This is a genomic window from Vibrio sp. SCSIO 43132 (assembly GCF_019904195.1).
Lineage (GTDB): Bacteria > Pseudomonadota > Gammaproteobacteria > Enterobacterales > Vibrionaceae > Vibrio > Vibrio nigripulchritudo.
The window spans coordinates 1,583,572-1,609,152 of the sequence record NZ_CP063200.1 but is presented as its reverse complement, the minus strand read 5'-3'; the positions used below and the strand labels follow the sequence as shown (position 1 = coordinate 1,609,152).

At 45.1% G+C, this 25,581-nt stretch carries 18 protein-coding genes; 3 read left to right on the top strand and 15 right to left on the bottom strand.

The window, feature by feature from the left end; all coding sequences use genetic code 11:
* Window positions 1-19 precede the first annotated feature (19 nt).
* Complete coding sequence (locus INR79_RS25455; RefSeq protein WP_223097587.1) at window positions 20-877, bottom strand: alpha/beta hydrolase; 858 nt, start codon at window positions 875-877, stop codon at window positions 20-22.
* 224 nt (window positions 878-1,101) lie between these two features.
* On the bottom strand, window positions 1,102-2,472 hold the full coding sequence (locus INR79_RS25450; protein WP_223097585.1) for a serine hydrolase domain-containing protein: 1,371 nt from the start codon (window positions 2,470-2,472) through the stop codon (window positions 1,102-1,104).
* Between the two features lie 353 nt (window positions 2,473-2,825).
* Here INR79_RS25450 and INR79_RS25445 point away from each other — a divergent pair, with 353 nt between their 5' ends.
* Window positions 2,826-3,836 (top strand): hypothetical protein, encoded by a 1,011-nt coding sequence (locus INR79_RS25445; RefSeq protein WP_223097583.1) that lies wholly within the window; start codon window positions 2,826-2,828, stop codon window positions 3,834-3,836.
* A gap of 59 nt (window positions 3,837-3,895) precedes the next feature.
* On the opposite strand, the gene INR79_RS25440 is transcribed toward INR79_RS25445, so the two are convergent.
* From INR79_RS25440 to nhaD, 6 genes are all read right to left on the bottom strand, one after another.
* Window positions 3,896-6,076 carry an EAL domain-containing protein gene (locus INR79_RS25440; protein WP_223097576.1) on the bottom strand — a complete coding sequence of 727 codons (2,181 nt, stop codon included), beginning with the start codon at window positions 6,074-6,076 and terminating at the stop codon, window positions 3,896-3,898.
* A gap of 15 nt (window positions 6,077-6,091) precedes the next feature.
* A complete protein-coding gene (locus tag INR79_RS25435; RefSeq protein WP_004404336.1) occupies window positions 6,092-6,592 on the bottom strand; it encodes a Rab family GTPase in 501 nt (166 codons plus the stop codon).
* Window positions 6,593-6,609: 17 nt separating this feature from the next.
* Window positions 6,610-8,574: an OmpA family protein gene (locus INR79_RS25430; RefSeq protein ID WP_223097575.1), complete on the bottom strand. Its 1,965-nt coding sequence runs from the start codon at window positions 8,572-8,574 to the stop codon at window positions 6,610-6,612.
* On the bottom strand, window positions 8,575-9,009 hold the full coding sequence (locus tag INR79_RS25425; protein WP_004404332.1) for a hypothetical protein: 435 nt from the start codon (window positions 9,007-9,009) through the stop codon (window positions 8,575-8,577).
* A 260-nt stretch (window positions 9,010-9,269) separates the two neighbouring features.
* Window positions 9,270-10,274, bottom strand: coding sequence for a substrate-binding domain-containing protein (locus INR79_RS25420; RefSeq protein WP_004404330.1), 1,005 nt, complete (start codon window positions 10,272-10,274; stop codon window positions 9,270-9,272).
* A gap of 174 nt (window positions 10,275-10,448) precedes the next feature.
* On the bottom strand, window positions 10,449-11,876 hold the full coding sequence (gene nhaD, locus INR79_RS25415) for a sodium:proton antiporter NhaD (protein WP_223097574.1): 1,428 nt from the start codon (window positions 11,874-11,876) through the stop codon (window positions 10,449-10,451).
* A 602-nt stretch (window positions 11,877-12,478) separates the two neighbouring features.
* On the opposite strand from nhaD, the gene INR79_RS25410 reads away from it, so the two are divergent.
* On the top strand, window positions 12,479-13,060 hold the full coding sequence (locus INR79_RS25410) for a class I SAM-dependent DNA methyltransferase (protein WP_022592810.1): 582 nt from the start codon (window positions 12,479-12,481) through the stop codon (window positions 13,058-13,060).
* Window positions 13,061-13,152: 92 nt separating this feature from the next.
* Entirely contained in the window at window positions 13,153-13,533 is a 381-nt protein-coding gene (locus tag INR79_RS25405) for a PilZ domain-containing protein (protein WP_223097573.1), read from the top strand.
* A 130-nt stretch (window positions 13,534-13,663) separates the two neighbouring features.
* Here the strand turns inward: INR79_RS25405 and INR79_RS25400 are convergent, their stop codons facing one another.
* The 7 genes from INR79_RS25400 to INR79_RS25370 all read right to left on the bottom strand — a co-directional run bounded on the left by INR79_RS25400 (window position 13,664) and on the right by INR79_RS25370 (window position 25,215).
* On the bottom strand, window positions 13,664-14,794 hold the full coding sequence (locus INR79_RS25400; RefSeq protein WP_223097572.1) for a hypothetical protein: 1,131 nt from the start codon (window positions 14,792-14,794) through the stop codon (window positions 13,664-13,666).
* 334 nt (window positions 14,795-15,128) lie between these two features.
* Window positions 15,129-16,721 carry an ABC transporter ATP-binding protein gene (locus INR79_RS25395; RefSeq protein ID WP_223097571.1) on the bottom strand — a complete coding sequence of 531 codons (1,593 nt, stop codon included), beginning with the start codon at window positions 16,719-16,721 and terminating at the stop codon, window positions 15,129-15,131.
* 2 nt (window positions 16,722-16,723) lie between these two features.
* Window positions 16,724-17,740 (bottom strand): ABC transporter permease, encoded by a 1,017-nt coding sequence (locus tag INR79_RS25390; RefSeq protein WP_223097569.1) that lies wholly within the window; start codon window positions 17,738-17,740, stop codon window positions 16,724-16,726.
* 2 nt (window positions 17,741-17,742) lie between these two features.
* Window positions 17,743-18,831 (bottom strand): microcin C ABC transporter permease YejB, encoded by a 1,089-nt coding sequence (locus INR79_RS25385; RefSeq protein WP_223097566.1) that lies wholly within the window; start codon window positions 18,829-18,831, stop codon window positions 17,743-17,745.
* A gap of 64 nt (window positions 18,832-18,895) precedes the next feature.
* Complete coding sequence (locus INR79_RS25380) at window positions 18,896-20,710, bottom strand: extracellular solute-binding protein (protein WP_223097564.1); 1,815 nt, start codon at window positions 20,708-20,710, stop codon at window positions 18,896-18,898.
* 187 nt (window positions 20,711-20,897) lie between these two features.
* Entirely contained in the window at window positions 20,898-24,050 is a 3,153-nt protein-coding gene (locus INR79_RS25375) for an efflux RND transporter permease subunit (RefSeq protein ID WP_223097562.1), read from the bottom strand.
* 10 nt (window positions 24,051-24,060) lie between these two features.
* Entirely contained in the window at window positions 24,061-25,215 is a 1,155-nt protein-coding gene (locus INR79_RS25370) for an efflux RND transporter periplasmic adaptor subunit (protein WP_004407266.1), read from the bottom strand.
* Between the last annotated feature and the right edge of the window lie 366 nt (window positions 25,216-25,581).

Here is a 25,581-nt window from a genome sequence, read left to right as displayed (position 1 = left end):
GCGTTATTTAGCTCTTATATTACTTAACACAAATCTTTGGGTAGCATTGGAATACAGCTCGGATGCCATTATACAGGCTGCTGTATACGATGCTTCTGTGTGATTCTGTTGTTTCTATCTGATAAGTTGAATTCAAAGGATATTGAGCTTCAATTACTTTAGAAACTGTGTCAATTCCGCCAATGTGGCTGATGTACAAATCCATAAACTCAGGTGGAATGTTCTCTTCCCACGCTGCGGAAATGTAGACCATATGCTGGTTAGACGGGATGTTGGTTGCCGCTGTTGTGACTCGCTCTATCATCACCTGATTGTCCCACCACAGGGAAGGATCCATTGCCACATAGCCTTCAAAAACGGAGTTTGCTGCTGGTGAAATTAGGCTGGACACCACAAATAGCCCACCTAGAGAATGACCTGCGATAACCTCGAATCCATCAGTGCGATAGTTGGCGTTAACCCAAGGTACAAGTTCTTCAACGATAAACCTCTCAAACTGCGCACTTTGACCCGTCACGGCACCCGGTGGTGAAAACTCATTGGTATATACGGTTGGAGTTAAATCACGAGCGCGAGTGTTATCTGGGTTTTCAATGGCAATTAAAATGGCTTCTGGGACATCAGCGCGAGTATTCAGTGCCCACATGGCACCTTGAATGTTTTTAATGAGATAAGACCCATCTGTAAAGTAAATAACCGGGTACTGAGCATCTGGGTTGTTGTGATAGTTGCCGGGTAAAGATACCCAGACTCTACGTTGTTCTTCCAGTACCGTGGAAGTCAAAGTGTGCGACTTTATTTCAGGCCACTGCAGCAAGCCTGAAGCGTGCAAACTTGACGCCCAAAATGTAGCAAGAAAAATTATCCATTTTTTCATGGTTTACGCCTCTTATTTTATGAATTATTACATGAATTCAGAGAAACCAATGGGTTACCTCTAAGCTTGGATAATTTATATAAATGAACATTCATATAGTATTCATTTGGCGCATTAATGAAATGGATTAGAAAATTTGCGGCTAACAGCTTAAATATCAATGTAAACATATGAAATTTAAGTAAGTTGATTCTCAAATTTGTTTAAGTCTTAACCTCAAAAAGTTATTTTCGATATTCTATGGATAAGCCTCCTTGGGATAGAATGAAACTCTCAAATCCATCTTTACTCGTTATTGTTATACCTGTATCTAAGCCTATTAACTTGTAGTCGTCTGTCACAAAGAGTAGAGCAGGGGGCTGAGCATTCGCATCGTTAGAAAGTTCTATTCCTTTACACTTTGGTATCAGAGAAAGACGAGATATGTCTTGAATCAATTTTTCTCCTAACAGTTTTGCAACGGCTTTTGGCGGTGAGGAAAGCGTATAGCTACCTGCTACCTTCTGTTTAAACTGTTCACTGGCAACTAAAATATCAGGTTCATTTGCTGGTGAAACGGCTTCACCCGTCAGGCATATTTTTAATAGCTCGTGAGCCAACATCGAAGCGTTGAAGTTTTGGTTATTTGAAAGTATAACGACGACACAATGTCCATTCAGGCTAAATTGCAGTCTGCTAGAAAACCCCTGAATTTTACCTCCATGCCCCGCAGTCGCGGTACCAGCAATGTCACTAATACTAAACCCTGCTCCGTGCTGTCTCTCTGAGCTCTTAACATGGTTGGTGGTCATGTAGCGGAATTGGCTACTGGGAACGATATTTCCCATTGTGAGTTGATACGCATAGCTGGCGAGATCGTGAGCAGACGAGTGCAAAGCCCCGGCAGAACGACCAATTTCGACCGCGGGCTTATCTGCATGGATTAGGTGAGCATTATAGCGAACCCATCCTGGTACGCTGGGTTGACCGTAACCCATGCTATTTAGATTAGCGGGTTTACTCACTGTTTCGGAAATGTAGTCTAACCAATGTTGCTTGGAGATATGATCGATGAAAAGTCCCAATAAGTAATAAGCTGCGTTGGAATATTTATATCCAGTGCCAGGTTCAAAATACGACGGTGATTGGGCAATACCTTCAAAGACGTCCTTGGGATCGTTACTGGAGTCTATTTTGTACAAACTTGGGATGTCACCTAATCCTGAAGTATGGCTAAGAAGCTGAGTAATTGAGAGTGGTTTTAGGTTGTCGGGTAGCTCGTGCCAATATTGACCAATTGGTGCCTCGGTATCGAGTTTGTATTCTTCCGCTAATTTAATCACTGCTGTTGCAGTTATAGGCTTAGTTATCGAACCAATTAAATAGGTTTCTGGTTTTTCTGATTCAGTATTGACATGAATAAGAGGCTTTCCATCTTTTAAAACATAGGCTTCACCTTTAAATGACCACGCTTCTCCAAGCTTTGAACCGTAACTTGAAATGTGATTAATCATATGGAGTTTGGTGGAGTTATCTACTTCTTTAGCGGGAGACGAACAGCCCAGCAAGAATGCGAATGCGAAAATCAAAGTAAAAGAGTGATTCAAAATGTGCATGTAATACTTTTTTATCCCATAACTTGCCGAATACAGCCAATGGATAATATTGATATAAAAGAGGTTTCTAACCTGTTGAATATATTATTTTTAATACGTAGACAACTTTCTTTTTGATACAAAATGTTCAGCTTCTGGCGGAAGTTATGTGCTGCAAAGAATACGATAGTAATTCACTAGTTTAGAAAGCTAATTCCAGTGATGAGCTTAGTTGTACTAAGAAATGATTCATATTGGTAGTTTTATAAAATTAAGGCTCATTTTATTACTATTTTGACGCCTGATTATGCAAGGCTATTCATTCTGAATTTATGATTCTGGTGACATAAACTAACACTTATGGAAAGGGAATTATGATCAGTTCATTTATTGGAACAACCAACATAGACGGTACCGGTAGTGCTAACGACCTCAACGGTGATAACGCAGCCGCCTCAGTCGTAGGTTTTGATAGTTGGTCGGGCGATGGAGTTTCTATTGAACACCTCGATGACTCAAGTCAGTCTGTATTTATTCGCTCGGATTCTTGGAATAAACAGGGTTACAAAGAAGCAAAAGTCGAAGGCGAAAGCGAGTCGGTTTTCATCAGCAATTTTGTCGAAATCGATGTGAATCTTGCGAACAATACGGGTTCAGAAGTCGTAATCGAAAATGCCAAGCGTGGCGAAGTCACAACAGGCGATGGGGCGGATATCATTTCTATTTCTGCTTATAGCAGCAATGCTCTCTGGAGTAATCTGTTTACTATCGATTCTGGTGCCGGAAACGACCACATTGTATTTACGCATTCTAAAAATTCACAGTTTACTGAGTTTGATATAAAAGCGGGTTCGGGGGATGACATTGTCGATATATCAGACCTGAGCTCTCCTGCCACATGGATATCACGCCCATCAGATGCGATTTACGAAGAACTGTTTGGTCCAAACGAACCAGGAACACCGCCACAGATGACTCGCAACGTCGATGGTGGTTCTGGGTTCGATGTACTGAAGTTGGGGAACAATCGAAATGAACATTCAAATTTCGAAGATCATGTCATGTACTCTAACTTCGAAGCCATTGTTGGCGTCGGGGATGATGTGAATTTGATTCTTAACAACGAAATGCTGACCCATAACGACGCAGCAAATGAAACGGGCTTCGGCTTGATCATTTCTAATGCGGGCACTTGGATGGAAGAGTGGTCGCCATACTTTCAGTTTTCATTGATCACAGAAGCGCGTGCGCTAACGGCAGAGGAATCGGAATATCTAGAGTCTCATAGTTTTTCTGCTGATGACTTTATCTCCTTGACCTTCGAAACATCGACCGACACGTTTCAGGTCTTTACCGACAGCGATTACGACTCAACCTATGTTTAGGAAAGGTGTTTAGCTGTTTATTTGACTTCTAAAACTGAGGATAACCGCCAACTGTTCAATCAGAGGCGGTTATTTTTTGGTAACACTATTCGTTTTTCTTCCGTTTCAGTCTTGTACGCTAGTTCTAGTTGGCTAAAGGGCAATGGCTTGTAAAAGTAGTAGCCTTGAATGTAGTCGCATTCCACTTTGGTCAGGCAGTTGAGCTGTTTCAAAGTCTCAACCCCTTCTGCAATCACCTTTAGGTTTAGGCTGTGCGCGAGTTCTATCAGCGAGGTAGTGATCAGCATGCTCTGATTATTAGCAGGCAGTTCGTCAACAAACTCTTTATCGATCTTAATGAAGTCGACGGGCATCTGCCGCAAATAGTTCAGGGAAGAAAAGCCTGTACCAAAATCGTCCAGAGCAACAGTGACGCCAAGCTGTCTCACTTTGCCAAGAACATCAAGAATAGAATCAATGTCGGCGAGCAGACCGCTTTCGGTGATTTCAAGTTCAAGATGGTGGGATGGCAATCCACTCTTTTCTAAAGCTTTGTTTACATGGTTGTAGAAGTCCGGGTGTTTCAACTGCTTGGTTGATACGTTGACCGCCATACGAATATTAATGCCATCATCCAGTAGGGATTTTGCGTCATAGCAAGCCTGATCCAATACCCAACGACCAAGGGGAATTATCTGACCGGAATCTTCTGCAATCGGAATAAAATCATTGGGGAAAATAGTGCCTTCGGTGGCATGCTCCCAGCGTACCAGTGCTTCTACATTGAACTCGTCACACGGTTCAACATTCACTTTGGGTTGGTACAGCAAGTGGAAGTCGTCGTTTTTTATCGCATCGTGAATATCGTGTTCACGCTGTAAACGAAGTGAGAAGGTGAGATCGAGCTGCTCTGTGTAAATTCGGCATTGATTTCGTCCAAGCTCTTTAGCGGAAGACATGGCAAGATCGGAGTGCTTTACCACTTCAACAAGGCTGACTTTATCTTCTACCGTGGCGATCCCGATACTGGCTGTAATGCTCACGGATTCTCCGGCTATCAGAACAGGTTCGCTGATGGAGCGACGCAGTCGATCAGACATGGGTTTGAGCTGTTCTGCTGCCCCAACTGCGATAATAGTGAATTCATCTCCACCCAGATGAGACACAAAATCTCGTTGTTTCACGCAGCGCGAAATTCTTGAACCAATGAGATTGAGTACTTTGTCACCCTGCTCAAAACCGTACTTGTCGTTAATTCGCTTAAAGTAATCTAAGTCGATATATAGAATCGAGTATGTATTTTTGTTCTTTTTCGACGCTTTTACCGTGTCTTGCAGTTTGCGCCAGAAGTAGCGCCGGTTTGGCAACTGAGTGGTGTATTCGTAGCCGGTATAGTTACTGTCGTCATGTTTATCATCCAGACGAAGCTCGGATATGTCGTGAACGATACAGACGAAGTGCGTGACCTGTTGACGCTCATTTTTTATCGGTGCGATATTCAGGCGGATAAAATGTTTTTGGTTCTGAATCGTTTTGGTCGAAAACTCACCTTCCCAGAAAGAACCAGCGGTGAGCACACGGTTCATCTCGGGGTAAACGGGTTCGGCTTCGTTACACCAACGCTCAAGCAAAGCCAGTGATTGGGAGCTTGCCACGTCTTCAATATGAAAGAGCTTTTTAAATTCGTTGTTGACGCTCAGTACTTTGCTTTTACAGTTGAAAATGATAACGGCCGCAGACTCCGATTTTACGGAGTCGCTGATTTCTTTCATGCTGGCGTTTTCGTCAAACAGTCGGGCAATATCGGATTGCAGATTACGCTGCCTGTGGTTGAGCTCAGTCACCAGTTTTTCATTGAGCAAGGCGATGTCTCTGGCTTTTTGCATCATGTCCTGTTCGAACTTAAAGTGCTCAGTCCGATTTTCGATGATCAGCAAGCTCTCACCAGCATTATTGGAAGCAATTGCTGTGAGCTGAAGCTCTTCACCTTCGGCGTCTGATTCTGTCCATACCCCAGAGCTTATCGATTCTGTGGATTCAGGTTCTCCCCAAATCGTGTCCGCATCAATAATGAAGTTTTCAATGAAAGGAAAGGCTAAAGAAACATCCAGTTTCTTAGCGCTAAAGGTTGCGCCTGTTTGCTCGCAATATAGTTGCCTGAACCATTCAGCTTCCGGTGTCAGTGAGCAAAATGACTGATCCTCATTTCTAACAAGTACTACGTAGTTCAGTGACGTGAGAACGGCTTCCAAATGGTTCATCGCTATTTCCCTATATCAGTCTCGCTCAAGCATGATTTCAGCAAGCTTCTGGAACGCTTCATCAACGTTTTGCCCACTTTTGGCGCTGCATTTAAAAACGGCGGAAGACTTTTCTTCTAACCGGGTGATTTTGTCGTTTCCGATTGACCATTGATCTTCCAGATCGCACTTGTTTAGCATCAGTGTGATCGGTATATCGCCACAATTGTCCACAATCAGAGTTCGTAGTTCATCGGCTACGTCCAGGCTGTCTGGGCGTGTGCCGTCGACCACAAGCATGGCGCCCGATGCTCCGCGTAAATAAGAGGTATTAATGTTGGTGTATACGTCTTTCCCCTCCAGATCCCAAAGTAGAAGCTGAACAGGTTCGGGGCTAAGGTCGACATATTTCTTGGAAATTTTCACCCCAATTGTGGTGTGGTACTTATCGGTAAAAATGCTTTCAACGTATCGTCGCACTAAGCTGGTTTTCCCAACTGCAAATGCGCCAATCATGCAGATTTTTTTGGCTTTCATGCGTGCCCTCTAATCCTTCACAAATCCTTGTTAATCACATCAATGGTGACTCTTCTTAATGCGGATGAAATGCTTTCTGATGACTCAATATTGCTAATGTTTAAGGTAATGATGTGGTTGGCATTGATGCCATTTTCTACCATTACCTGTTTCACGTTCTCTGCCCTTTCTTTACTGAGCTGTATGTTTCGTTCGACAGTCCCTACATCGTCTGAAAAACCGGTCACAATGAATATGGGTGTCAAACGCGGTGACAGTTCCTGTCCGAGGCTGACCAGAGATTTTGCCTGACTGACAAAACGCGCTACGTCCTGATTTCCGCCTGTCGGAGAGACTAAGTTAACGTCGTACTGAAATTTGGTCTGACTCAGGTTGTGAGCAAGCTGATTGTACTCCTGAGTTTTGTTACGAATGACAGGCGTCACTTTGAGCTTTTGAGAAATGAGCGATAGTTCAGGTGCGGATCGCTCCAGATAACTGCGTATCTGGCTCTCTGTGGTTTCAGAGATTTCACCTTTTAGCTCAATTTTTTGATTTTCAATTTGAATAGCCAGTGACTCACTGTTGCCGATCATGGACTTGATGTCGCTGACCACAATGGCATTGCGCAGTCGTTCTGGTTGCGAAATCTCATCTGGAAGAAGCTGCAGCTTACTGGAATCTATTCCCAGGTTGCCATCTACCTGTTTTATGTAATGGGTTAGCCCGGCTAAAGTTGAAGGTTTTAACTGTCCTGAAAGCTTAACGTCTCGATCGGATACCCATACTCTTACTGATTCACTTTCACTCAAATTCGCCAGAATGTTGTGACGTATGATGTCAGTAAGAGTGAGTTGATATCTGGGTATTTCACCGGATTCGTTGAAGTCGACGACTTTGTCTTCAATATTCTGAGTGGTATGAAGGTAGCTGATATTGTTAAGGATCTCAGAGGGTTCGCGAGATCCGGGTTTGCGTAAGACTGAAAGGGTAATGTTCTCGTCTTCAATGACGGATTCAACAACCAGATAGTTAGGTTCGAACTCGAAAATTTGTCTGGTGACGTCGTGTTCATTGCTCACATTGATGTGAACAAATAACTTGTAGAAACCAAAAACAATAAACAGCAGAAGAATAACGAACAGTCTCCACGGGAATCGCTCTTTGGCGTTTTCTTCGAGCGAATTTCCAATCAAGCATTTTTCAAGCAGTGGCTGGGACTCGGCGTATTCTGAATTGTCCCCGTTGAAGTTGGACAGTCGTTCACCGTACTTTTCTTCAATGCTTTCTACAGTGGTAGCTATGGTTACGTCCAAATGCTGGTTTGGAATGCCTCGCACAGCGGCTGCCAGAATAACGTGCGGGGCAACTTCGATTTTCAGAACTAACTCACCCAATCGGACACCCTCAAGCGTGTCGTCACTGTTTCCTCTGAACGAATCGGAAACAAAATCGGTGATAGCCGTCAGCATACTGGATACCAGTTCAGGATCGCTGGTTTCAGCACCTTCAAATGCCACGGAATTGAGTAGCAGACCCGTTTCCCGATGAATCAAAAGCACCTGTTCAACCTGAAAAACGGAGGTTTTCATTAGAAGAAACTGAGCATAGCTGATTCCCTGTCGCCACGCCTGATAACGCCATTTAATCGACTTTAAGCTGAAGTTCTGGGTAAGCACCTGATTTAACGAAGCGATCAGCTGATTGAATGTGGCACTGACGGATTTTCGGACCGCCGCACCAATCACAGGGTAAAGAATGTCTGCAAACTTCTGAGTGCTGTTATTTATGGAAACTTCGATAGCACTATTGATGATAGGTGAAAGCTCTTCGGTGACTTCGTTGTTCTTTTTGTTTCGCGCTTTAATTGCTTCAACAATGACTTCAGCGACACGTTCAGTGTCGCTGTTTTTGTCTAAATAGTCTTTGAGAGCACGTTCGTACTGCTCTCCGAGCACCAAAGAACGGAGTTCCTCGATCTGCGAGTCGTCCCGGCTGATCATTTATTGTCCGTCGAGGTCGTCTGCCATGGTTGAAAGTAGCGTTGCCAACGTTTTTCTGTCGGCTTTATTCTTTCTCAAGTCTTCAGAGACGCTGTCGATTTTGCTCAATGCTTCTTCGTGTTTATCGTGCAGTTGTTGCGACAGTTCGCCAACTTCCTGTGTGAAGTGCATCTCTAGGCTAGTGTTATTTTGCTGGCTGGTTTCAGCGAGACCTTCGAGTGAATCTGCCAGCTTGGCAATCTGAAGGTTGATGGAATCGAGTTTTTTCTCTAACTGGATAAAGGTCTGGTTGGTTTTGTCTGATAGCTCTTCGATAGCACTTTCGATGGATTCAGCGCGTTCCCCAAAAAGCAGTTGCTGTATTTGTGTTAGTTGATCCGCACCGTTTGTTTGAGGCTCAATTTCAACATCTGAGCTCTTTGCTTGCTTAGTCATACCATTTCCCTTTCATTTTCAGGTCGCATCCAGCTAGTCAGCTTTATCAATAAGCGTATGTGGTGATTAAGATTTAATCAAATATTGTGCTCAGAGATTTGGCAATTTGTGGAATAAATGAGACGGGAAAAATTCTTAGGTACGAGCGTGAGCTTCAGGCGATATAGAAACGACCTGATTACGAAATAACCCTGCTTTTTTAGGGTATTAGAGTTTGTTGATATTTCGAATAAAATTTAGCCAATACAGGTGAGCGAGCGCTAGTCTCGCACCTTATCAACGGAGTTTCGTCTGACCAGAGTGGGGGAAAGAACCACAGATTCACTGTCGATCTTCTCACCATCTGCCAACGCAAGTGAAAGCCTTGCCGCTTGCTCTGCCATCATTTGTATCGGATAACGTATCGTGGTGAGTTTTGGGGAAAGGTATTTGGCAATAGGACCGTCGTCGAAACCGATCATGGAAACATTCTCCGGCACATCCAGCCCGTTTTCTTCAAGGATGGACATTGCGCCTGCCGCCATGTAGTCGTTATACGCAAAGACAGCGGAAATAGGTAAAGACTGGGTAAGCAGGTGAGTCATGGCATCTTCACCGCCTTCACTGTCTGGATTTCGATGAACGATATAGCGATCAGACAGTTCAATGTTGTGATCGCGTAGTGCCGCAAGATAACCCGAAACCCGTGCATCGACGTCTTCAATGTGGTGAGAAGAAGAGATACAGGCGATGTTTTTGTGCCCATGACGAATCAGGTATTCGGTGGCAAGATAAGCGCCTTTGTAATTATCCAAAGCAATGCATCGGTGAGCGATAGCGGGGATGTGACGATTGATTAGCACCATTCCCGGTACTTCCTTTGTGTAAGAAAGCAGTTCTTCATCGGTCAACCCTTTGGCGTGAATAATCAAGCTTTCGCATCGGCTATTCACCAACAGTTCAATGGCTTCTCGCTCTTCATCCGCATTGTGATAACCGTTTCCGATTAGCAAATGCTTTCCGCGGGTATGAGCGACGTCGTCAACAGCTTTGATCAATGTGCCAAAAAAAGGGTCAGACACATCACTGACCAGAACGCCCATGGTGTTTGTCGACTGGCTAACCAATGCTCTGGCATTAGCATTAGGACGGTAGCCAAGTTGCGCCATAGCCTGACTGACAGACTCTATCGCTTTTTGACTGGCTTTCGGTGAGCGGTTGATAACTCGGGAAACGGTGGCGACGGATACACCAGCCGCTTTTGCGACGTCCTTGATTGTTGCCATTGATGGGATCCTGAAAAAAGTGACCCTTTACTGTAACCGTTAGTGAAAACAAAAGGCAAACTTCGCGTTTAGATCAATGATCCAGTGCACTAAGGTAATGAATTAAAGAAACAAAATGAATGGAAAGCGTTTACATTTTCAGCGGCTAAGTGGTTAGCCGCTGAAATCATAACTCTAAAACAAAGAACCGTTTATCATCATATGGATAGCAATACTGATGGCGTATCCAATACCAATAACAGGTGCCCATTTTAGATGCCCGAAGAAGGTGTACTTACCGTGAGCTGCCCCCATTAATGCCACGCCAGCGGCACTACCAATAGACAATAAGCTACCACCCACACCAGCGGTCAAAGTTACCAGTAGCCAGTTGCCGAGTGACATATCGGGTTGCATTGTCAGCACCGCGAACATCACCGGAATGTTATCGACAATAGCCGAAAGTATTCCCACCATGACGTTAGCCCAAACCGGATTCCACTGGGTGTACATGATTTCTGAGACCAAGCCAAGATAGCCGATAAGGCTAAGGCCACCCACACACATCACGACACCATAGAAGAAGAGCAGGGTATCCCACTCGGCGTGAGATACACGACGGAATACATCAAATGGAACCACGGAGCCTAAGCGTTTTAGTGCCTCTTCATCGTGTGATGCCCGAGCTTTAGCTCGTTTCTTCGCCAGCGACATAGGAAGAGTCTTTCTAAGGAAGAAGCCGAAGAATTGCAGATATGCCAGACCCATCATCATGCCAATAACAGGAGGGAAGTGCAGGAAGCCGTGGAATGCAACGGCGGTTGCTATGGTAAGCAAGAAAAGTGCAACGATTCGCTTGGCACCACGCTTTAATTCGACCACCTCTTTCACTGCATCCGGCTGTTCTTTTGGAATAAAGAAAGACATGATGAGTGCAGGTGCTACGTAGTTAGCAACCGAGGGAACAAATAGGGTCAAAAACTGGCTAAAAGAAACTAGCCCTGCCTGCCAGACCATTAAGGTGGTAATGTCACCAAATGGGCTAAATGCACCGCCAGCATTAGCCGCGACCACAATGTTGATACAGGCAAGATTAATAAATCGGGTATTGTCCCCGCCAACTTTCATTACGACAGCGCACATCAAAAGGGCAGTTGTAAGGTTGTCGGCAATCGGAGAAATAAAGAAGGAGAGAATCCCAGTAATCCAGAACAGAGTACGCAGGTTGAACCCTTTATTCACCATCCATGCCTGTAAAGCATCAAATAGGCGTCGTTCTTCCATGGCGTTGATGTACGTCATTGCTACCAATAGGAAGAGCAGCAATTGGGCATACTCCAATAAGTTATGCTCCAAGGCTTGCTTAGCCACTTCTATTTCGCCATTGGCTTGAAACGCAAAACCAATCATTAGCCAGATAATACCGGCGGCCAGCAGCACAGGTTTGGACTTTCTGAGCTTTAAATATTCTTCCCCCATCACTAAGCAGTATGCGAGCCCAAAAATAATGAGCGAAGCGTACCCGACGGTAGAGGTGGTGTAACTTGTGGATGACTCAGCAGCTAAAACGGGAATAGAAAAGAAAGAAGAAAACACAATCAGCAGGCGTAAAAAAGCACTCATCACTTACTCGACTCCTTGAGGTTTAATTTATCCTAAAATATCGACTGCATCTTATGGCAGCTATACATCACTGAAGTGTTTAAATCGGGAATTGATTGATCGAGTTCCGGAAAGGGCTGAGAAAATTTGGTGACCTCTGACAATCGTTTACACATTCAAACAAAGTGATGTTGCGGGTATTTTATACAACTTAGACACGTATAAAAGTGATGTAGCTTGGGTATCCGGCTCCGCTTCCATGAAAATCAGAGTTTAATGTCCACTTAACTTCGTTAAGGGGTTTTTGACGGGTATAAATTCCATAGGTCGACAAGAGTTGTATTGGTTTTGGTAATGTGGATACTGATGAAATACAGAATAAAGTTTGGTGACAGTGCGCTGTTTTTAACCGAACTCAAAGCGGAGAAGTGAAATAATCTCAACAGGCAGTTGATACAATTTAGACTTAACGCCCGATTTTATGAACTTTTGTCGTGCTTTGTGTGTATCTACAGTCGCTTTGGTTTAGTCTATACGCGTTTTCGCCTGCGCTTATACCCAAGTATCTTGAATACCTTCAGGTTATTTGGGTATAAGTTTGAAATATTTTGGGGGAAAACACCATGTCCAATGAATGGGATGAATACGCAGAAAACTGGGAGCAAGATGCTTCTACTGCGATTTATGCTCAGAAGGCTTTCGAAGAGCTCGAAAAGCTGGTGAGCCTTGAGGGACTTAAAGTCTTGGATTTTGGTTGTGGCACAGGGTTGTTGTCGCAGAAACTTTCACCGTTGGTTAAGGAAATTGTCGCGCTTGATTCGTCCGAGAAGATGATCGAGCAACTGGACGCAAAAGAATTGCCGAACGTCGAGCCCGTCGTAGATGAGCTCACGCGTGGTTTGGTCGCCTATCATCCTGCCTTTAGAGGTCAGTTCGATATTGTTGTTGCGTCTTCCGTATGTGGGTTCCTTGGCAACTTTGATGAAACCGCCAAGGTCATTCAATCGCTGTTGAACGAAGGTGGTTTATTTGTTCATTGGGACTGGTTGGCTGAAAACGACAAAGAAGATCACGGGATAACCATTAAGCGAGCTAAGAAGACACTGGAAACTTCTGGTTTTAGCAGCGTGACAGTCGAGACACCATTTACAATTGAATCCCAAAAAGGCGATTTATCGGTTCTGATGGGTGTAGCTCAAAAGTAATTTGAGCCGATCCTATTATTCAGGGTAGGTGCGAAGAATCCGTTTGAAGAATCTGCTAAGCTGTCAGAGTTTATAACGCATAAAGAAGTGAAATGGGACACAGTATTTCGACTCAGACTCGACAGTATTACCGATTGAGATACCCAAAAACCGAGCGACCACGTATTAAAGCGTGGGGGCAGCAGTTCCCCGTGACTGAGATTTCTGAGAAAGGGCTTCGCCTACTGTTCTCGTCTGAAGTAAAAGTAGGGCGAGGAACAGAAGTGGAAGGAGTCGTTATTCTAAGTAGCGGCGAATCCGTCGAAATAAAAGGCGAAGTGCTTAGACTCGATGGTCCTGAGCTGGTGATAAAACTCGCAGAAGGTCCTAGTCTGAAACACATGACCGCTGAACAAATTCGGATTCGGAAAAAATATCCGGGCTTTTTCGACTCAATAAAAACGAAGAACGAATCAAACAGGCAAGCCGACTAGGCTCCAATTTCATCCAAACATACACCCTGTATTTAAAACAGTTGCTAAAGCATTGTATGTCTCGAGAAAATTAGCGAAATAAAACCCCGATAAAGCACTTAATTTTTAAGTGCTTTATCGGTTTTTTTGTTTACAGAGACCGGTCTTCAGCCAGTTCCATCACACTCCCTTGATGCAGAAGCTGATAAACCTGATTACGAACCTGGTTTGCCTGTTCGGATGTTAGAGTTTGTTCCATATCCCGAATAACCAGCCGAAGCAGGACGTTTTTTTGTTCAGGCTGCATTGCTAGACGCTTCCTCGCTCCATTTGGTAAGTCTGCATACGATGTTTCGTCGACTACATTAAGAGCTTCAATTACTTTCTGTTGGGGGTAACTGATCCGAATTAGGTCGCCAATTTGTTCTTCATCCATTTCTTCTGCTACTACCAAGGAAAGATCACGGGTGATAGATGGCATCATGGAAACCTCCTGATATGGCTCCAGTGAATACATTTGGGATAATACTCTCTGATCCTTACTTCTTATCAGACGGATATCAGGAATGTTTTTACGAAGCATCAACAGTCGATCTAAACCAAGTCCCATAGCTAAACCACTATGATGGTGCAGCTCGGAATTCTTTAAGATCTGTGGGTTAATCAAGCCACATTCACCAATTTCTACCCATTCTCCCTGCCATAAAGCGTCAATCTGAACTCCCTCAGTCGTATATGGGTGCGGTGATGGAGTAATTCTCCATTCATTCTCAGGTAAAAGTACCTTCATCAATTCAGCAATCATCAGCTCTAAGTCATTTGAGGTCATTGCTTGATGCTGGTGATTATCGACCAGACGCCAGAGATCTAACTGATGGGGTTCAGCGCAATGCAATCGGTCAATGCAGTCTCGTCGATAGACTAGACCGGGTAATGCTATAAGTTGATCGGGCAAGCTTTCTCCGTTGAGGCTGGTCAGAACATCGGGTATGGCACTGGAAGTCTGAGTACGGAGGATATACTGCTCCGTTACATATCGGGTGTATCTTGCGTCGCGTGCAGCACCATCGGTAGGGTAATTTAAGCGGTCATAGTTATTCTCTATCGGAACCACGGGGCTCATACGTACTGTGTTAACACGGCACTGCCAAGTATTTTTAAGGGTTTGAGTGGCTGTTTTGACCAACAACCCGATGGCATGATCGGGAGCTTGACGTGGATCGCTAAGGTCAGTAATAGAAAGCGAAGTGATAAGTTGTGATTGAGATAATAAATTAAGCATACCTTGCTCCTTTGAATAAAAAGGGAGCGGAATAAACAAAAATCCCCCGGGTTTAGACCGGGGGATTTCCGCAAAATTCTTTGTCACATAACGACGCCACCCGAGCCTTGAGGTCCCCGAGGGTGCATAAATCGTTTTTGGTATGAAATCATTAACACTGTCATTCTTGCAAATATAACGAAGTCATTTTGATGTGCAAGTTTTTTAACCTCTTTGTACTGATTTAGTAGTGAGCCTAGAAATTTTGTTAGACATCAAAACAGAAGCTGTTACACAACTGATAACTAGAGTCTAATATGATTTGCTCAGTCAGGTTCGGGTTAAAGACGAAAACTTAAAGTTTCGATAAATTCACTAACTGGCGAGTGTATTCGTGCTCCGGTGCGTTGAACAGTTTGGCGGTATCACCTTGCTCTATCACTTCGCCCTGTTTGAGCACTAAAGTGTAGTGACAAAGCGATTTAACGACATTTAAATCGTGACTGATGAACAAATAGGTTAGCCCGTACTTTTCCTGAAGCGACTTGAGAAGATCCAGTACCTGCGCCTGAACGGTGCGATCAAGTGAAGAAGTGGGTTCATCAAGCAACACAAATTCAGGTTTAAGGATAATGGCTCGTGCAATCGCGATGCGCTGTCTTTGCCCGCCTGAAAACTCATTTGGATAGCGATGGCGAGTTTCCGGGTCTAGCCCGACTTCGCTCATGGCATTGCAAATTCGGCTATCGAGCTCGTTGTCAGGCAGATCTTCGTGCACTTTTAGCCCTTCACCAATAATTTGAGCGACCGACATTCTGGGATTCAATGCAGAGAAGGGGTCTTGAAACACAACCTGAATGCGCTTTCGTAGCGGCAGCATTTGTTGGCGTGAATAGTCGTTGATTTTTTCACCGTCAAAGAGAATGGTGCCTTCACTGTCGAGTAAGCGCAAAATAGCCATCCCAGTTGTGGACTTACCCGAGCCGCTCTCACCCACTAACCCGATGGTGTGTCCTTTCAATAACTGAAAATTCACGTTGGTAACTGCTTTTACATGAGAAACCACACGTTTGAATATACCGCCTGTTATGGGGAACCAAACCTTTAGCTGCTCTGCTTTTATCATCTCTTCTGATTCGGGATTTACCTCAACGGGTAGACCTTTCGGATCTGACTCAATAAGCAGTTGGGTATAGGGATGTTCAGGGTTGGCAAAGATGTCTTCACATCGACCCGTTTCAACCAGATTTCCGTGTTGCATGACCGCAACTTGATCCGCAATTTGTCTGACGATACTTAGGTCGTGAGTGATGAACAGCATAGCCATTCCCAGTTCTTCCTGAAGTGATTTCAGTAGATCAAGAATTTGCGCCTGAACGGACACATCCAGTGCCGTCGTTGGTTCGTCTGCAATCAACAGCTCTGGCTCGTTAATCAGCGCGAGAGCAATCATGACGCGTTGCCTTTCTCCGCCTGAAAGCTCATGTGGGTAGGCGTCGATTTTAATGTCTGGATTTCGGATCCCCACTTTATTAAGCCATTGCAATGCAAGCTCTCTGGCTTGATTGGAGCGCATTCCTCGATGGACTTCCAATGTTTCGACTAGCTGCCTTCCAACCTTGTGCAATGGGTTTAGCGACACCATGGGTTCCTGAAAGATCATGCCAATTCGACCACCACGTACTCCTCTTAGGTGCCTTTCACTGCAAGTAAGGAGATCTTTATCATCAAACAGAATACTTCCAGAAAGGTAATGCGCGCTGCCTTTAGGGAGCAGCCTGAGTATGGCATTAGCGGTAACCGATTTGCCGGAACCACTTTCACCTACTAAAGCCAATGTTTCGCCTTTACGAATGGATAAGTTGACGGAATGAGTGACGACCTCGACGTCATTTTTTCGCCCAAACCCGACGGATAAATCACGAATTTTCAGAATCGTTTCAGTCATGGTTACCTCTGTTGGTGGGGGTCGAAGGCATCACGTACCGCTTCACCAATAAATACCAGCAGGCTTAACATGATTGAGAGCACGACAAAGGCAGAAATGCCAAGCCAGGGAGCTTGCAAGTTGGCTTTACCCTGAGCCAGCAGTTCTCCGAGTGAAGGGGAGCCGACTGGCAGCCCGAACCCAAGAAAATCCAAAGACGTCAATGTGGTAACGGAACCAGACAATATGAACGGCATCATGGTTAAAGTCGCCACCATGGCGTTGGGCAGCATATGTCTTAGCATGATCCGTCGATCACTGACACCCAGAGCATGAGCGGCTTTTACATAGTCGAAGTTTCTGCCTCTCAGGAATTCAGCCCGGACGACACCGACTAACCCCATCCAGCTAAAAAGCACCATGATGCCGAGTAACCACCAAAAATTAGGCTCCACGAAGCTGGACAAGATGATCAGCAAAAACAACGTAGGCATGTTTGACCACACTTCAATGAAACGTTGACCAAACAAATCCAGACGCCCTCCGTAGTAGCCCTGAGAGGCGCCGACCACAACTCCAATCACGCTAGAAACAATGGTTAGGGCAAATCCAAATAACACCGAGATTCGAAAGCCATAAATAATGCGAGACAGCACATCTCGACCTTTGTCATCTGTGCCTAACAAATTTACATCGTCTGGTGGAGATGGGGCGGGGTGAGTGAGGTCGTAATTAATGGTGTCGTAATGAAAAGGAATCCAGGGCCATATCAGGTATCCTTTTTCTTCGATGAGCTCTTTGACATACGGGTCGGTGTAATCGGCTTCGGCTTCAAACTCTCCACCAAAATCGGTTTCCGCGTACTCGAAGGCAACAGGGTAGTACCATTGTCCGTCGAAGCTGACCAATAGTGGCTTGTCGTTAGCAATGAGTTCTGCGAACAGGCTCAATAAAAACAAGAGGCTGAACAGCCAAAGCGACACCAGACCACGTTTGTTGGCTTTAAAGCGTTGCCAGCGAACTTCATAAAGTGGACTCATGATTACCTCGCTTCAAAGTCAATTCTTGGATCAACCCAAGTGTATGTAAGATCGGAGATAATACTGAGCAGTAAGCCAAGCAGCGTCATGATGTACAAAGTGCTGAACACCACCGGATAATCTCGCTGAATGGTCGATTCGAATCCAAGCAATCCAATGCCTTCCAAAGAAAACATCACTTCGATAAGCATGGAGCCAGTAAAGAAGATGCTGATAAAAGCGCTAGGAAAGCCTGCGATAATGATGAGCATGGCATTTCTAAATACATGCTTGTAAAGAATACTCTGCTCGTCCAATCCTTTGGCACGTGCCGTAACCACATACTGCTTATTGATCTCATCCAGAAACGAGTTTTTGGTCAGCATGCTCAGGGTTGCAAAGCCACCAATGACCATAGCTAAAGTGGGTAAAGCCAGATGCCAGAAGTAATCGATAATCTGCTGATACCAGGTTAACTGATCAAAGTTTGAAGAGACCAAACCACGCAGCGGGAACCAACTGAAGTAGTTGCCACTGGCAAACAGGATGATCAAAAGAATGGCGAACAGAAAACCGGGGATTGCATATCCGACAATCACCACCGCACTACTCCAGATATCGAAGCGAGAGCCATGGTGGATGGCTTTTAAGATACCGAGTGGAATCGAGATTAAGTAGATGATTATTGTGCTCCACAGCCCCAGTGATATAGAGACGGGAAGGCGATCAACGATAAGGTCGATTACGTTGCCACCTTTAAATAAACTGTCGCCAAAGTTGAAGGTAGCGTAGTTAATGAGCATGTCGAAATAGCGTTCGTGGAGTGGTTTATCAAAACCAAACTGCTTTTTGATTTCCTCAACCACTTCTGGGTCCAGCCCGCGAGAGCCACGGTAGTTGCTTCCCTGATCATCGGCAGGCAATGATTGCGCGACTTCTTGCCCGCCCCCGGTAAAGCGTTCCATGATCCCTGATTCCAGCCCTTGCATTTGCGCTAGCGCTTGTTCTACAGGTCCACCCGGTGCAATTTGAATAACAAAAAAGTTGATGGTGATGATTGCCCACAAAGTTGGGAGCACCAACAAAAGTCTTCGAATAATATAGGCTGTCATAGATCCATTACTACTTTGGTCTGAGCGCCAGCCTGTTGGCTGGCACTTGTTATTATTTTTGGTATTAACGACGCTTTTCAGGCAGTTTTTGGGCTTTTTCCGTATCTATCCACCAGGTATCTGCACCTAAATCGTAGGTTGGACTTTTTTCCGGTCTTGCGAATTTATCCCAGGTGGCAATTCGGAACATGCCTGTGTGCCATGAAGGAATGGCGAGGAAGTTCCACTGCAACACGCGGTCAAGTGCCCGACCAAGGTAGATAAGTTTTTCTGGATCATCCTGACTGGCGGCGATTTGCTCTGTCAGTGAATCGATGCTGGCATCGATTAAACCGGGTCGGTTGTAGGTACTGTCCAGATAGCTACTGTGCCAAACTAATTGAACATTTGGGTTAGGGTAGTTACCCGAAGAGATTGAAGCGAAGACCATGTCGTAGTCTCTGTCACGATAGCGTTTGAGGTACTGAGTGGTATCAATGGTTCGAATTTTCATCTCTATCCCCATTTGCTTCATATTCTTCTGAATAGGGATAGCGATGCGCTCGGTGCTCGGGCTGTAAATCAAAAGTTCAAACGCCATGGGTTCACCCGTTTTGACGTTGGTCATGACTTTATTCTTGAGTTCCCAGCCCGCGCTTTTCAGTAATTTGAATGCGGTGCGCATCTGGCTACGAATTCGTCCACTGCCATCAGTTGCTGGTGGAGCATAAACCTCTGTGAATACACGATCCGGCACTTTACCTTTGAAAGTGGAAAGGATTTTAAGCTCTTTCTCATCTGGCAAAGCTTTCGCCTGATATTCGGTATTCTGAAAGTAACTGCTGGTGCGAGAGTATTGGTTGTAGAACAGGTTTTTGTTCATCCACTCAAAGTCCATGGCATAAGTCAGAGCTTCACGAACACGAGCGTCTTGAAATACAGGGCTTTGAACATTGAAAATAAAGCCTTGCATGGCTTGAGGGATGGAGTGGATAATTTCTTCTTGCTTGATATAGCCTTTATCGAAGTTAATGCCGTTGTATGCTGTTGCCCAGTTTTTGGCGATGGTTTCCCGACGAAAATCATATTCGCCTGCTTTGAAGGCTTCAAGCATCACGGTATCGTCACGATAATAGTCGTAGACGACCGTATCAAAGTTATTGCGTCCAACATTTACAGGCAGCGACTGAGCCCAGTAGTCTTTCACACGGCTATACGTAACACTCTGCCCAGACTTGTAGTCTGTTACTTTGTAAGGACCACTTCCAACTGGCGGCGTGGATAAAGGCTCTGAGAAATCTTTGTCTTTCCAGAAGTGCTCGGGCAGAACAGACGTACCACCGCCTAGCGAGAACAAGACTTCTTTGTTTCCATTGTTCAGCTCAATTCGAACCGTTTTATCGTTAAGTGCTTTAACAAATTTGACGTCTTTGTAGTAGGTGCGGTACTGAGGGACACCTTTAGTCATGAAGGTTTGGAACGTGAATTCTACATCGTGGGCAGTGATCGGCGTGCCATCGTGAAACTTCGCGTCAGGGCGTATGTCCACTTCCATCCAGTCATAGTCTTTGGTGTAGCGGGCTTTTTCTGCTATCAGAGCGTAGGAGGTATTGAGTTCATCGGTAGAGCTGTAAAACAGGGTATCGTATAACTCTCGGGTGTAAGCTGCCGGGTCCCCGCGTGAAGCAAAACGGTTGAAGTTGTCATAGGTGCCAATCACTCCATAAGTCACTTTTCCGCCTTTGGGGGCATCTGGGTTAACGAAATCAAAGTGCTGGAAACCCGCGGGGTATTTAGCCTCTCCAAAACCAACCAATCTGTCGGTCTCGATAACTTCTGATGAAAAAGCCACTCCCCAATGAAGAGCCAGACCTAATGCAACCGCTATTTTCTTTTGCATCCACATTCTCCCTGTCTAGATCCACCGATCTACGCTTAAAGTCTTTGTTTTGATTAAAAAACCGTCGTCCTGTATAGATTTTTAGCAGCTATGTGCTGATTTGAAAAGAGGATATGCCTTCTAATGTGACCTGTTTTTTCGTACAAAGTGCAATAAAAAACGCAGCGACTAAGCGCTGCGTTTGGTTTTATGCGTGTGTTGTTTCAGTGGGTTTCCGCCTTTGAAAGAGCGATAAGGCTTTGTTCTTTATCCACTTTAGGATGTTTCCTATGTCTTGCAGAATCAGGTAGAGACAAGGAACGAGCACTAGGGTCAGCAATGTAGCGAAAAGAACCGCAAAACCAAGTGCTACCGCCATAGGGATAACAAATCTGGCCTGTAGGCTTGTTTCGAACATGATGGGTAAAACGCCCGCAAAGGTGGTGATGGACGTCAGCAATATGGCTCTAAATCGTGCGCATCCCGCTTCGATCACCGCATCTTTTACAGATAAGCCTCTTGCTCTTGCTTGGTTAACGTAGTCCGTCATGACAAGTGAGTCATTAATAACCACACCTGCAGCAGCGATCAACCCGAACGTTGACATCATGCTGAGATCTAGCCCGAACCAGTAGTGCCCCCATATCGCGCCAGTCAGACTGAATGGAATGACTGACATGATGATCAGAGGTTGAGAATAGCTCTTCAAAGGCACGGCAAGCAGTATGTACACGATGATCATACCCGCGATAAAGAAGGCGATCTGTTCATTTTGCTGAGCCTGCTGTTCTTCAATTGAGCCGCCTAACTGCGTTTTTACCCCGGGGTATTTTGCTAAAAGATCAGGGAGTAGTGTATCTCGAACTGTGCCGACTACTTCATTAGGCTCGACAACTTCTTCGTCAATTGAACCATAGACATACACAGTTCGATATCCACCTTCTCGACGAATGCTGCTGATACCCGGTTTTTGATCTATGGTTACCACGTCACCTAACATGACTTTCTTGCCTTCAGGTGTAGTGATCACGGCATATCGTAAAGATGAAAACGCTTCACGTGTTAGCTGAGGGTAGCGAACCATGACTTTGACTTCTTCACCGTCACGAATGATTCTCTGCGCTTCTCCACCATAGAAGCTACCACCAACCTGAAGTGCGATGGACTGGAGATCCAAACCCAGGTCATAAGCGACAGGAGCAAGGGAAAGCAGAACTTCTTTGCTACCAGTGTCTATGGATGAAGATATATCGTACAGACCAGTCTGCTGCTGAAGTTTAGTAATTAACTCACGACCAGCATCATTCAATACATCGATATCAGAGCCAAAGAGCAGGTAACCAAATTCATCGCCACCATCGCCGCCATTAACGTCATCTTGGATGGTGATGGTTTTCAGCCCCGGAATAACAGGCAGACGTTCACGCCAGAGCCTGGAAAGTTCAAACGTGTTGAAAGGTCTCAGTTCTTCATCGACGAGTGGAATAACGAGTCGTCCACCAGTTCGGCCGCGGCTCATCGAGAGGAGGTCCTTAATCATACCCTGACCGTGCTCTTTGATGGTTTCATCTTCCACTTTCCAGATCACCTGCTCAATGGTTTGCAGAGCTTCAATGGTCTGTTCATCGGAGACGTTGTCATTCATCTCGATTTTGATACCCGGGAAATCGTGTGGAACCTTGGGAGACGGAACAACGCGTACATGATTGGAGAAAACCAGAGCGAGACTAATAGCCAGTATGCCTGCAAAGGTAGCCAGCACCGACCAGCGCCAGTGTGTGCAGGTTTCCACAAATCGACGGTATGGACCATTAACAAATCCGAAGAATCGCTTGTTAAAGCGGTCTCGCCAACTGCCTTCTTTAATTGGTGTGAAGTTTGTGTGAGCAAGGTGAGCAGGCAGGATCAACTTGGATTCAATCAAGCTGAATATCAGACACAAAATAACAACAGAAGCGATGCCAAAGAAGAATGCACGTTCCGGTCCGGTCGACATAATGAAGGGAGCAAATACAGCGATGGTGGTAAGTACACCAAATGTTGCAGGTGTCGCGACCTTTTTCACGCCTCTGACGACGTTGTTGATTCCCCCGCCGTGTTTTTCGATTTCCGAATAAGCGCTTTCCCCCATGACGATGGCGTCATCAACGACGATACCAAGCACCATAATGAAGGCAAACAAAGAAATGATGTTAATACTGACGCCAACCACTGGCATCATCATCATGGCGCCCAGGAAACAGACCGGAAGACCGACCATTACCCAGAATGCCAGTTTCACCCTCAGGAAAACACTGAGCATGATGGCAACCAACACTGCACCCTGAAGCAGGTTTTTCAACATCATGTCCAGTCGGGCGTTCAGATAGTAGGTCATGTCGACCAGCGTTTTTATCTGCATGCCGTCAGGTAGTGTTTTGTTTTTCTGCTCTATGTATGTCTTTACCGATTCGGCAACTGGGATAATGTTTTGCTTTTTGGTGGCGTTAACGGACAGATAAACCGCATTTTGCCCAGAGTATTTGAAGTGGCGCTTACCTTCTGTAAACCCGTCTTTTATTTTTGCTATGTCCTGGAGATAGACTTTCGCACCGTTGTCGCCAATCTTGACCGGAATATTACGGAACTCTTCTCCACGGTAGTATTGGTTTTCAATACGTACGGAAATCATGCCTGTATTCGTACGGACTTCACCTGCAGAGTAGTTTGCGGAGTAGCGCTTAATGGCTTCGGTTACGTCATTAAGCGTTAAGTCGTATTTCCTTAACGTGTCAGGATGAACCTCTATCGCAATTTCTTCACTAGGCGCACTAAGTTCCACTAAAGAAACGTTTCCAAGCTGGAGTAACTCGTCTTCGATTTTTTTTGCAAGTGGTTTGAGCTTGCTGATCGGCATGTCGCCCACCAACGCAAGCTCAATTACTTCCTGCTGCCATTCAACCTGATAAACATTCACGGGTTCCATAGCGGCAGGGAAGGTCGAAATGGTGTCGACTTTTTGTTTCACTTTGTCGAGCACGTCTTTGAGGTCTTGGTCGACGTCAATCTCTAACGACAGGTGAGCACTTCCACGTGAAGCACTGGAAACCGCCTTCTTAATGCCAGTGACATCTTTCAGCTGCTCTTCGATCTTGATGAGGATGCTTTCTTCGATTTCCTGAGGTGAAGCTCCAGGGTATGAGGCACTGATGTTAACGTAATTGACTTCAACGTTAGGAAACATCTGTCTCTGGATGAAGAAATAACTCACGACACCCATGATGATGATAAAGACCATCAATAAGTTAGCTGCTACTGAGTTATTCGCAAAGTAGGCTATCAACCCGGTTTCTTTGGGCTGGTTTGATGTATTCGAATCCATGAATCCGTCCTTACTTAGCCAATTTTGCAGATTCTGTTCCCGACTGAGCGACTTCTACACTCATGCCTTGTTGCGGGTATTCAGGGACAGTCAGTACAACCTGATCCGTTTCTTCAATGCCGCTACCAATCAAGAAGAATTCGCCTTCTTCACGCAATACACCAACCGTTCTGGGTTCGAGGTGATTGTTTTCATCGACAACCCACACTGTTCGGTTCTTAACTAATTCTTGCGGAAGGCGATAGATGTGTTTCAGCTCTTTTCCTGCAAAACTTACCTGAACGTAAGAACCAAATTTCAACGCGGGTTCTCCAGACTGAATGCCATATGGGTCATCAAGTTGTACGACTAGGTTCACCATACGTGTGCTGCTGTCTACCAAACCCAAATCACGTGCGATATAGCCTTCTCGCTGGATGGAGCGAATACCATTTTCTGTGATCGATGCTTTGATGCCTTTCGGTTGTTCAGGCAAGAATGAGCTGTCAAAACCAGCGATAGGGATACTCACTTCTGCGGCTTCAATATTGTTGAGTTCTGCCACCTCTGAACCTGCGGAGATGAACTGACCGACACCAATATTTCGGGAGACAACCAGCGCGTCATAAGGGGCATAGATGGTGCAATTTTCTAGGTCGCGTCTCGCTCGTTTTAACCCAGCCTGAGCGGATTTAACTTGCGCTTTCGCACTCAGAACCTGCGGCTTACGCAGGTACAAATCCGTCACTTGCTTGTTGTTGAGCTTTTTCGCTTGCTTCTCGGCTACTTTGGCTTTTGCCTGCTCTTCTATCAGAGAGGCCTTTGCGCTGGCCAGGGTTGCTTCTGCTTGCAGCACCGCGGCTTCATAGTTGTCTCTCTCTATTTGAAATAAGACTTCACCACGTTTAACGATGCCACCTGCAACGAAATTAGGGTGCCAACTGATGACCTCACCCGAAACCTGTGCTGACAATCGCGTTTTCTCGACAGGGGAAATTTCACCAAAACTGGTGATCACCACCTGATGATCGCTTGGGAATATGTTTTCAGCCTTAACTGTGGGAATGCTTAAGACTTCTTTCTTTTCTTCTGGCTCGGGACCGTTTGCCGCAATGACACTGAATGCGCCATAAGCGCCACCTAGAATGACGACAGGTGCCAACCAACGAATGGATTTACCTAACATTTGATTCCCTTTTGTGTTCAAAATGCTTCTCTAAATACGAATTTGTTTATGTTCTGGTTTTGTTCTTAAACCAGAGACACTCAAAGCCCAAAAACGTTCACACTATCTATATTTGTAGGTGATACATTTTAAAGCTAAATAGCAAGCAAGGTGCCAGCTTTATATGCTTTAAAAAACAAATAGTTAAGTTAAAACCCTGTCTGAATCTGAACGCGACGTGGTGCAATAAACCACATGTTGGCGACATCCACCAATCTTAATATGTTAAGCATCAGACAAGTGTGCTCTATTCAACAATCTCGTAGTGATTCTGCTCCTTCCAGCATTAACAACTTGTTAGAGCTTTAGAATTTTTCGACTGTTTCT

Coding starts and splice junctions, on each gene's coding strand:
- INR79_RS25435 (WP_004404336.1), bottom strand. CDS start 6,592: ATGAAAGCCAAAAAAATCTGCATGATTGGCGCATTTGCAGTTGGGAAA.
- nhaD (WP_223097574.1), bottom strand. CDS start 11,876: ATGAGTGCTTTTTTACGCCTGCTGATTGTGTTTTCTTCTTTCTTTTCT.
- INR79_RS25370 (WP_004407266.1), bottom strand. CDS start 25,215: ATGTTAGGTAAATCCATTCGTTGGTTGGCACCTGTCGTCATTCTAGGT.
- INR79_RS25375 (WP_223097562.1), bottom strand. CDS start 24,050: ATGGATTCGAATACATCAAACCAGCCCAAAGAAACCGGGTTGATAGCC.
- INR79_RS25450 (WP_223097585.1), bottom strand. CDS start 2,472: ATGCACATTTTGAATCACTCTTTTACTTTGATTTTCGCATTCGCATTC.
- INR79_RS25400 (WP_223097572.1), bottom strand. CDS start 14,794: ATGCTTAATTTATTATCTCAATCACAACTTATCACTTCGCTTTCTATT.
- INR79_RS25395 (WP_223097571.1), bottom strand. CDS start 16,721: ATGACTGAAACGATTCTGAAAATTCGTGATTTATCCGTCGGGTTTGGG.
- INR79_RS25440 (WP_223097576.1), bottom strand. CDS start 6,076: ATGAACCATTTGGAAGCCGTTCTCACGTCACTGAACTACGTAGTACTT.
- INR79_RS25430 (WP_223097575.1), bottom strand. CDS start 8,574: ATGATCAGCCGGGACGACTCGCAGATCGAGGAACTCCGTTCTTTGGTG.
- INR79_RS25390 (WP_223097569.1), bottom strand. CDS start 17,740: ATGAGTCCACTTTATGAAGTTCGCTGGCAACGCTTTAAAGCCAACAAA.
- INR79_RS25445 (WP_223097583.1), top strand. CDS start 2,826: ATGATCAGTTCATTTATTGGAACAACCAACATAGACGGTACCGGTAGT.
- INR79_RS25455 (WP_223097587.1), bottom strand. CDS start 877: ATGAAAAAATGGATAATTTTTCTTGCTACATTTTGGGCGTCAAGTTTG.
- INR79_RS25385 (WP_223097566.1), bottom strand. CDS start 18,831: ATGACAGCCTATATTATTCGAAGACTTTTGTTGGTGCTCCCAACTTTG.
- INR79_RS25420 (WP_004404330.1), bottom strand. CDS start 10,274: ATGGCAACAATCAAGGACGTCGCAAAAGCGGCTGGTGTATCCGTCGCC.
- INR79_RS25380 (WP_223097564.1), bottom strand. CDS start 20,710: ATGCAAAAGAAAATAGCGGTTGCATTAGGTCTGGCTCTTCATTGGGGA.
- INR79_RS25405 (WP_223097573.1), top strand. CDS start 13,153: ATGGGACACAGTATTTCGACTCAGACTCGACAGTATTACCGATTGAGA.
- INR79_RS25410 (WP_022592810.1), top strand. CDS start 12,479: ATGTCCAATGAATGGGATGAATACGCAGAAAACTGGGAGCAAGATGCT.
- INR79_RS25425 (WP_004404332.1), bottom strand. CDS start 9,009: ATGACTAAGCAAGCAAAGAGCTCAGATGTTGAAATTGAGCCTCAAACA.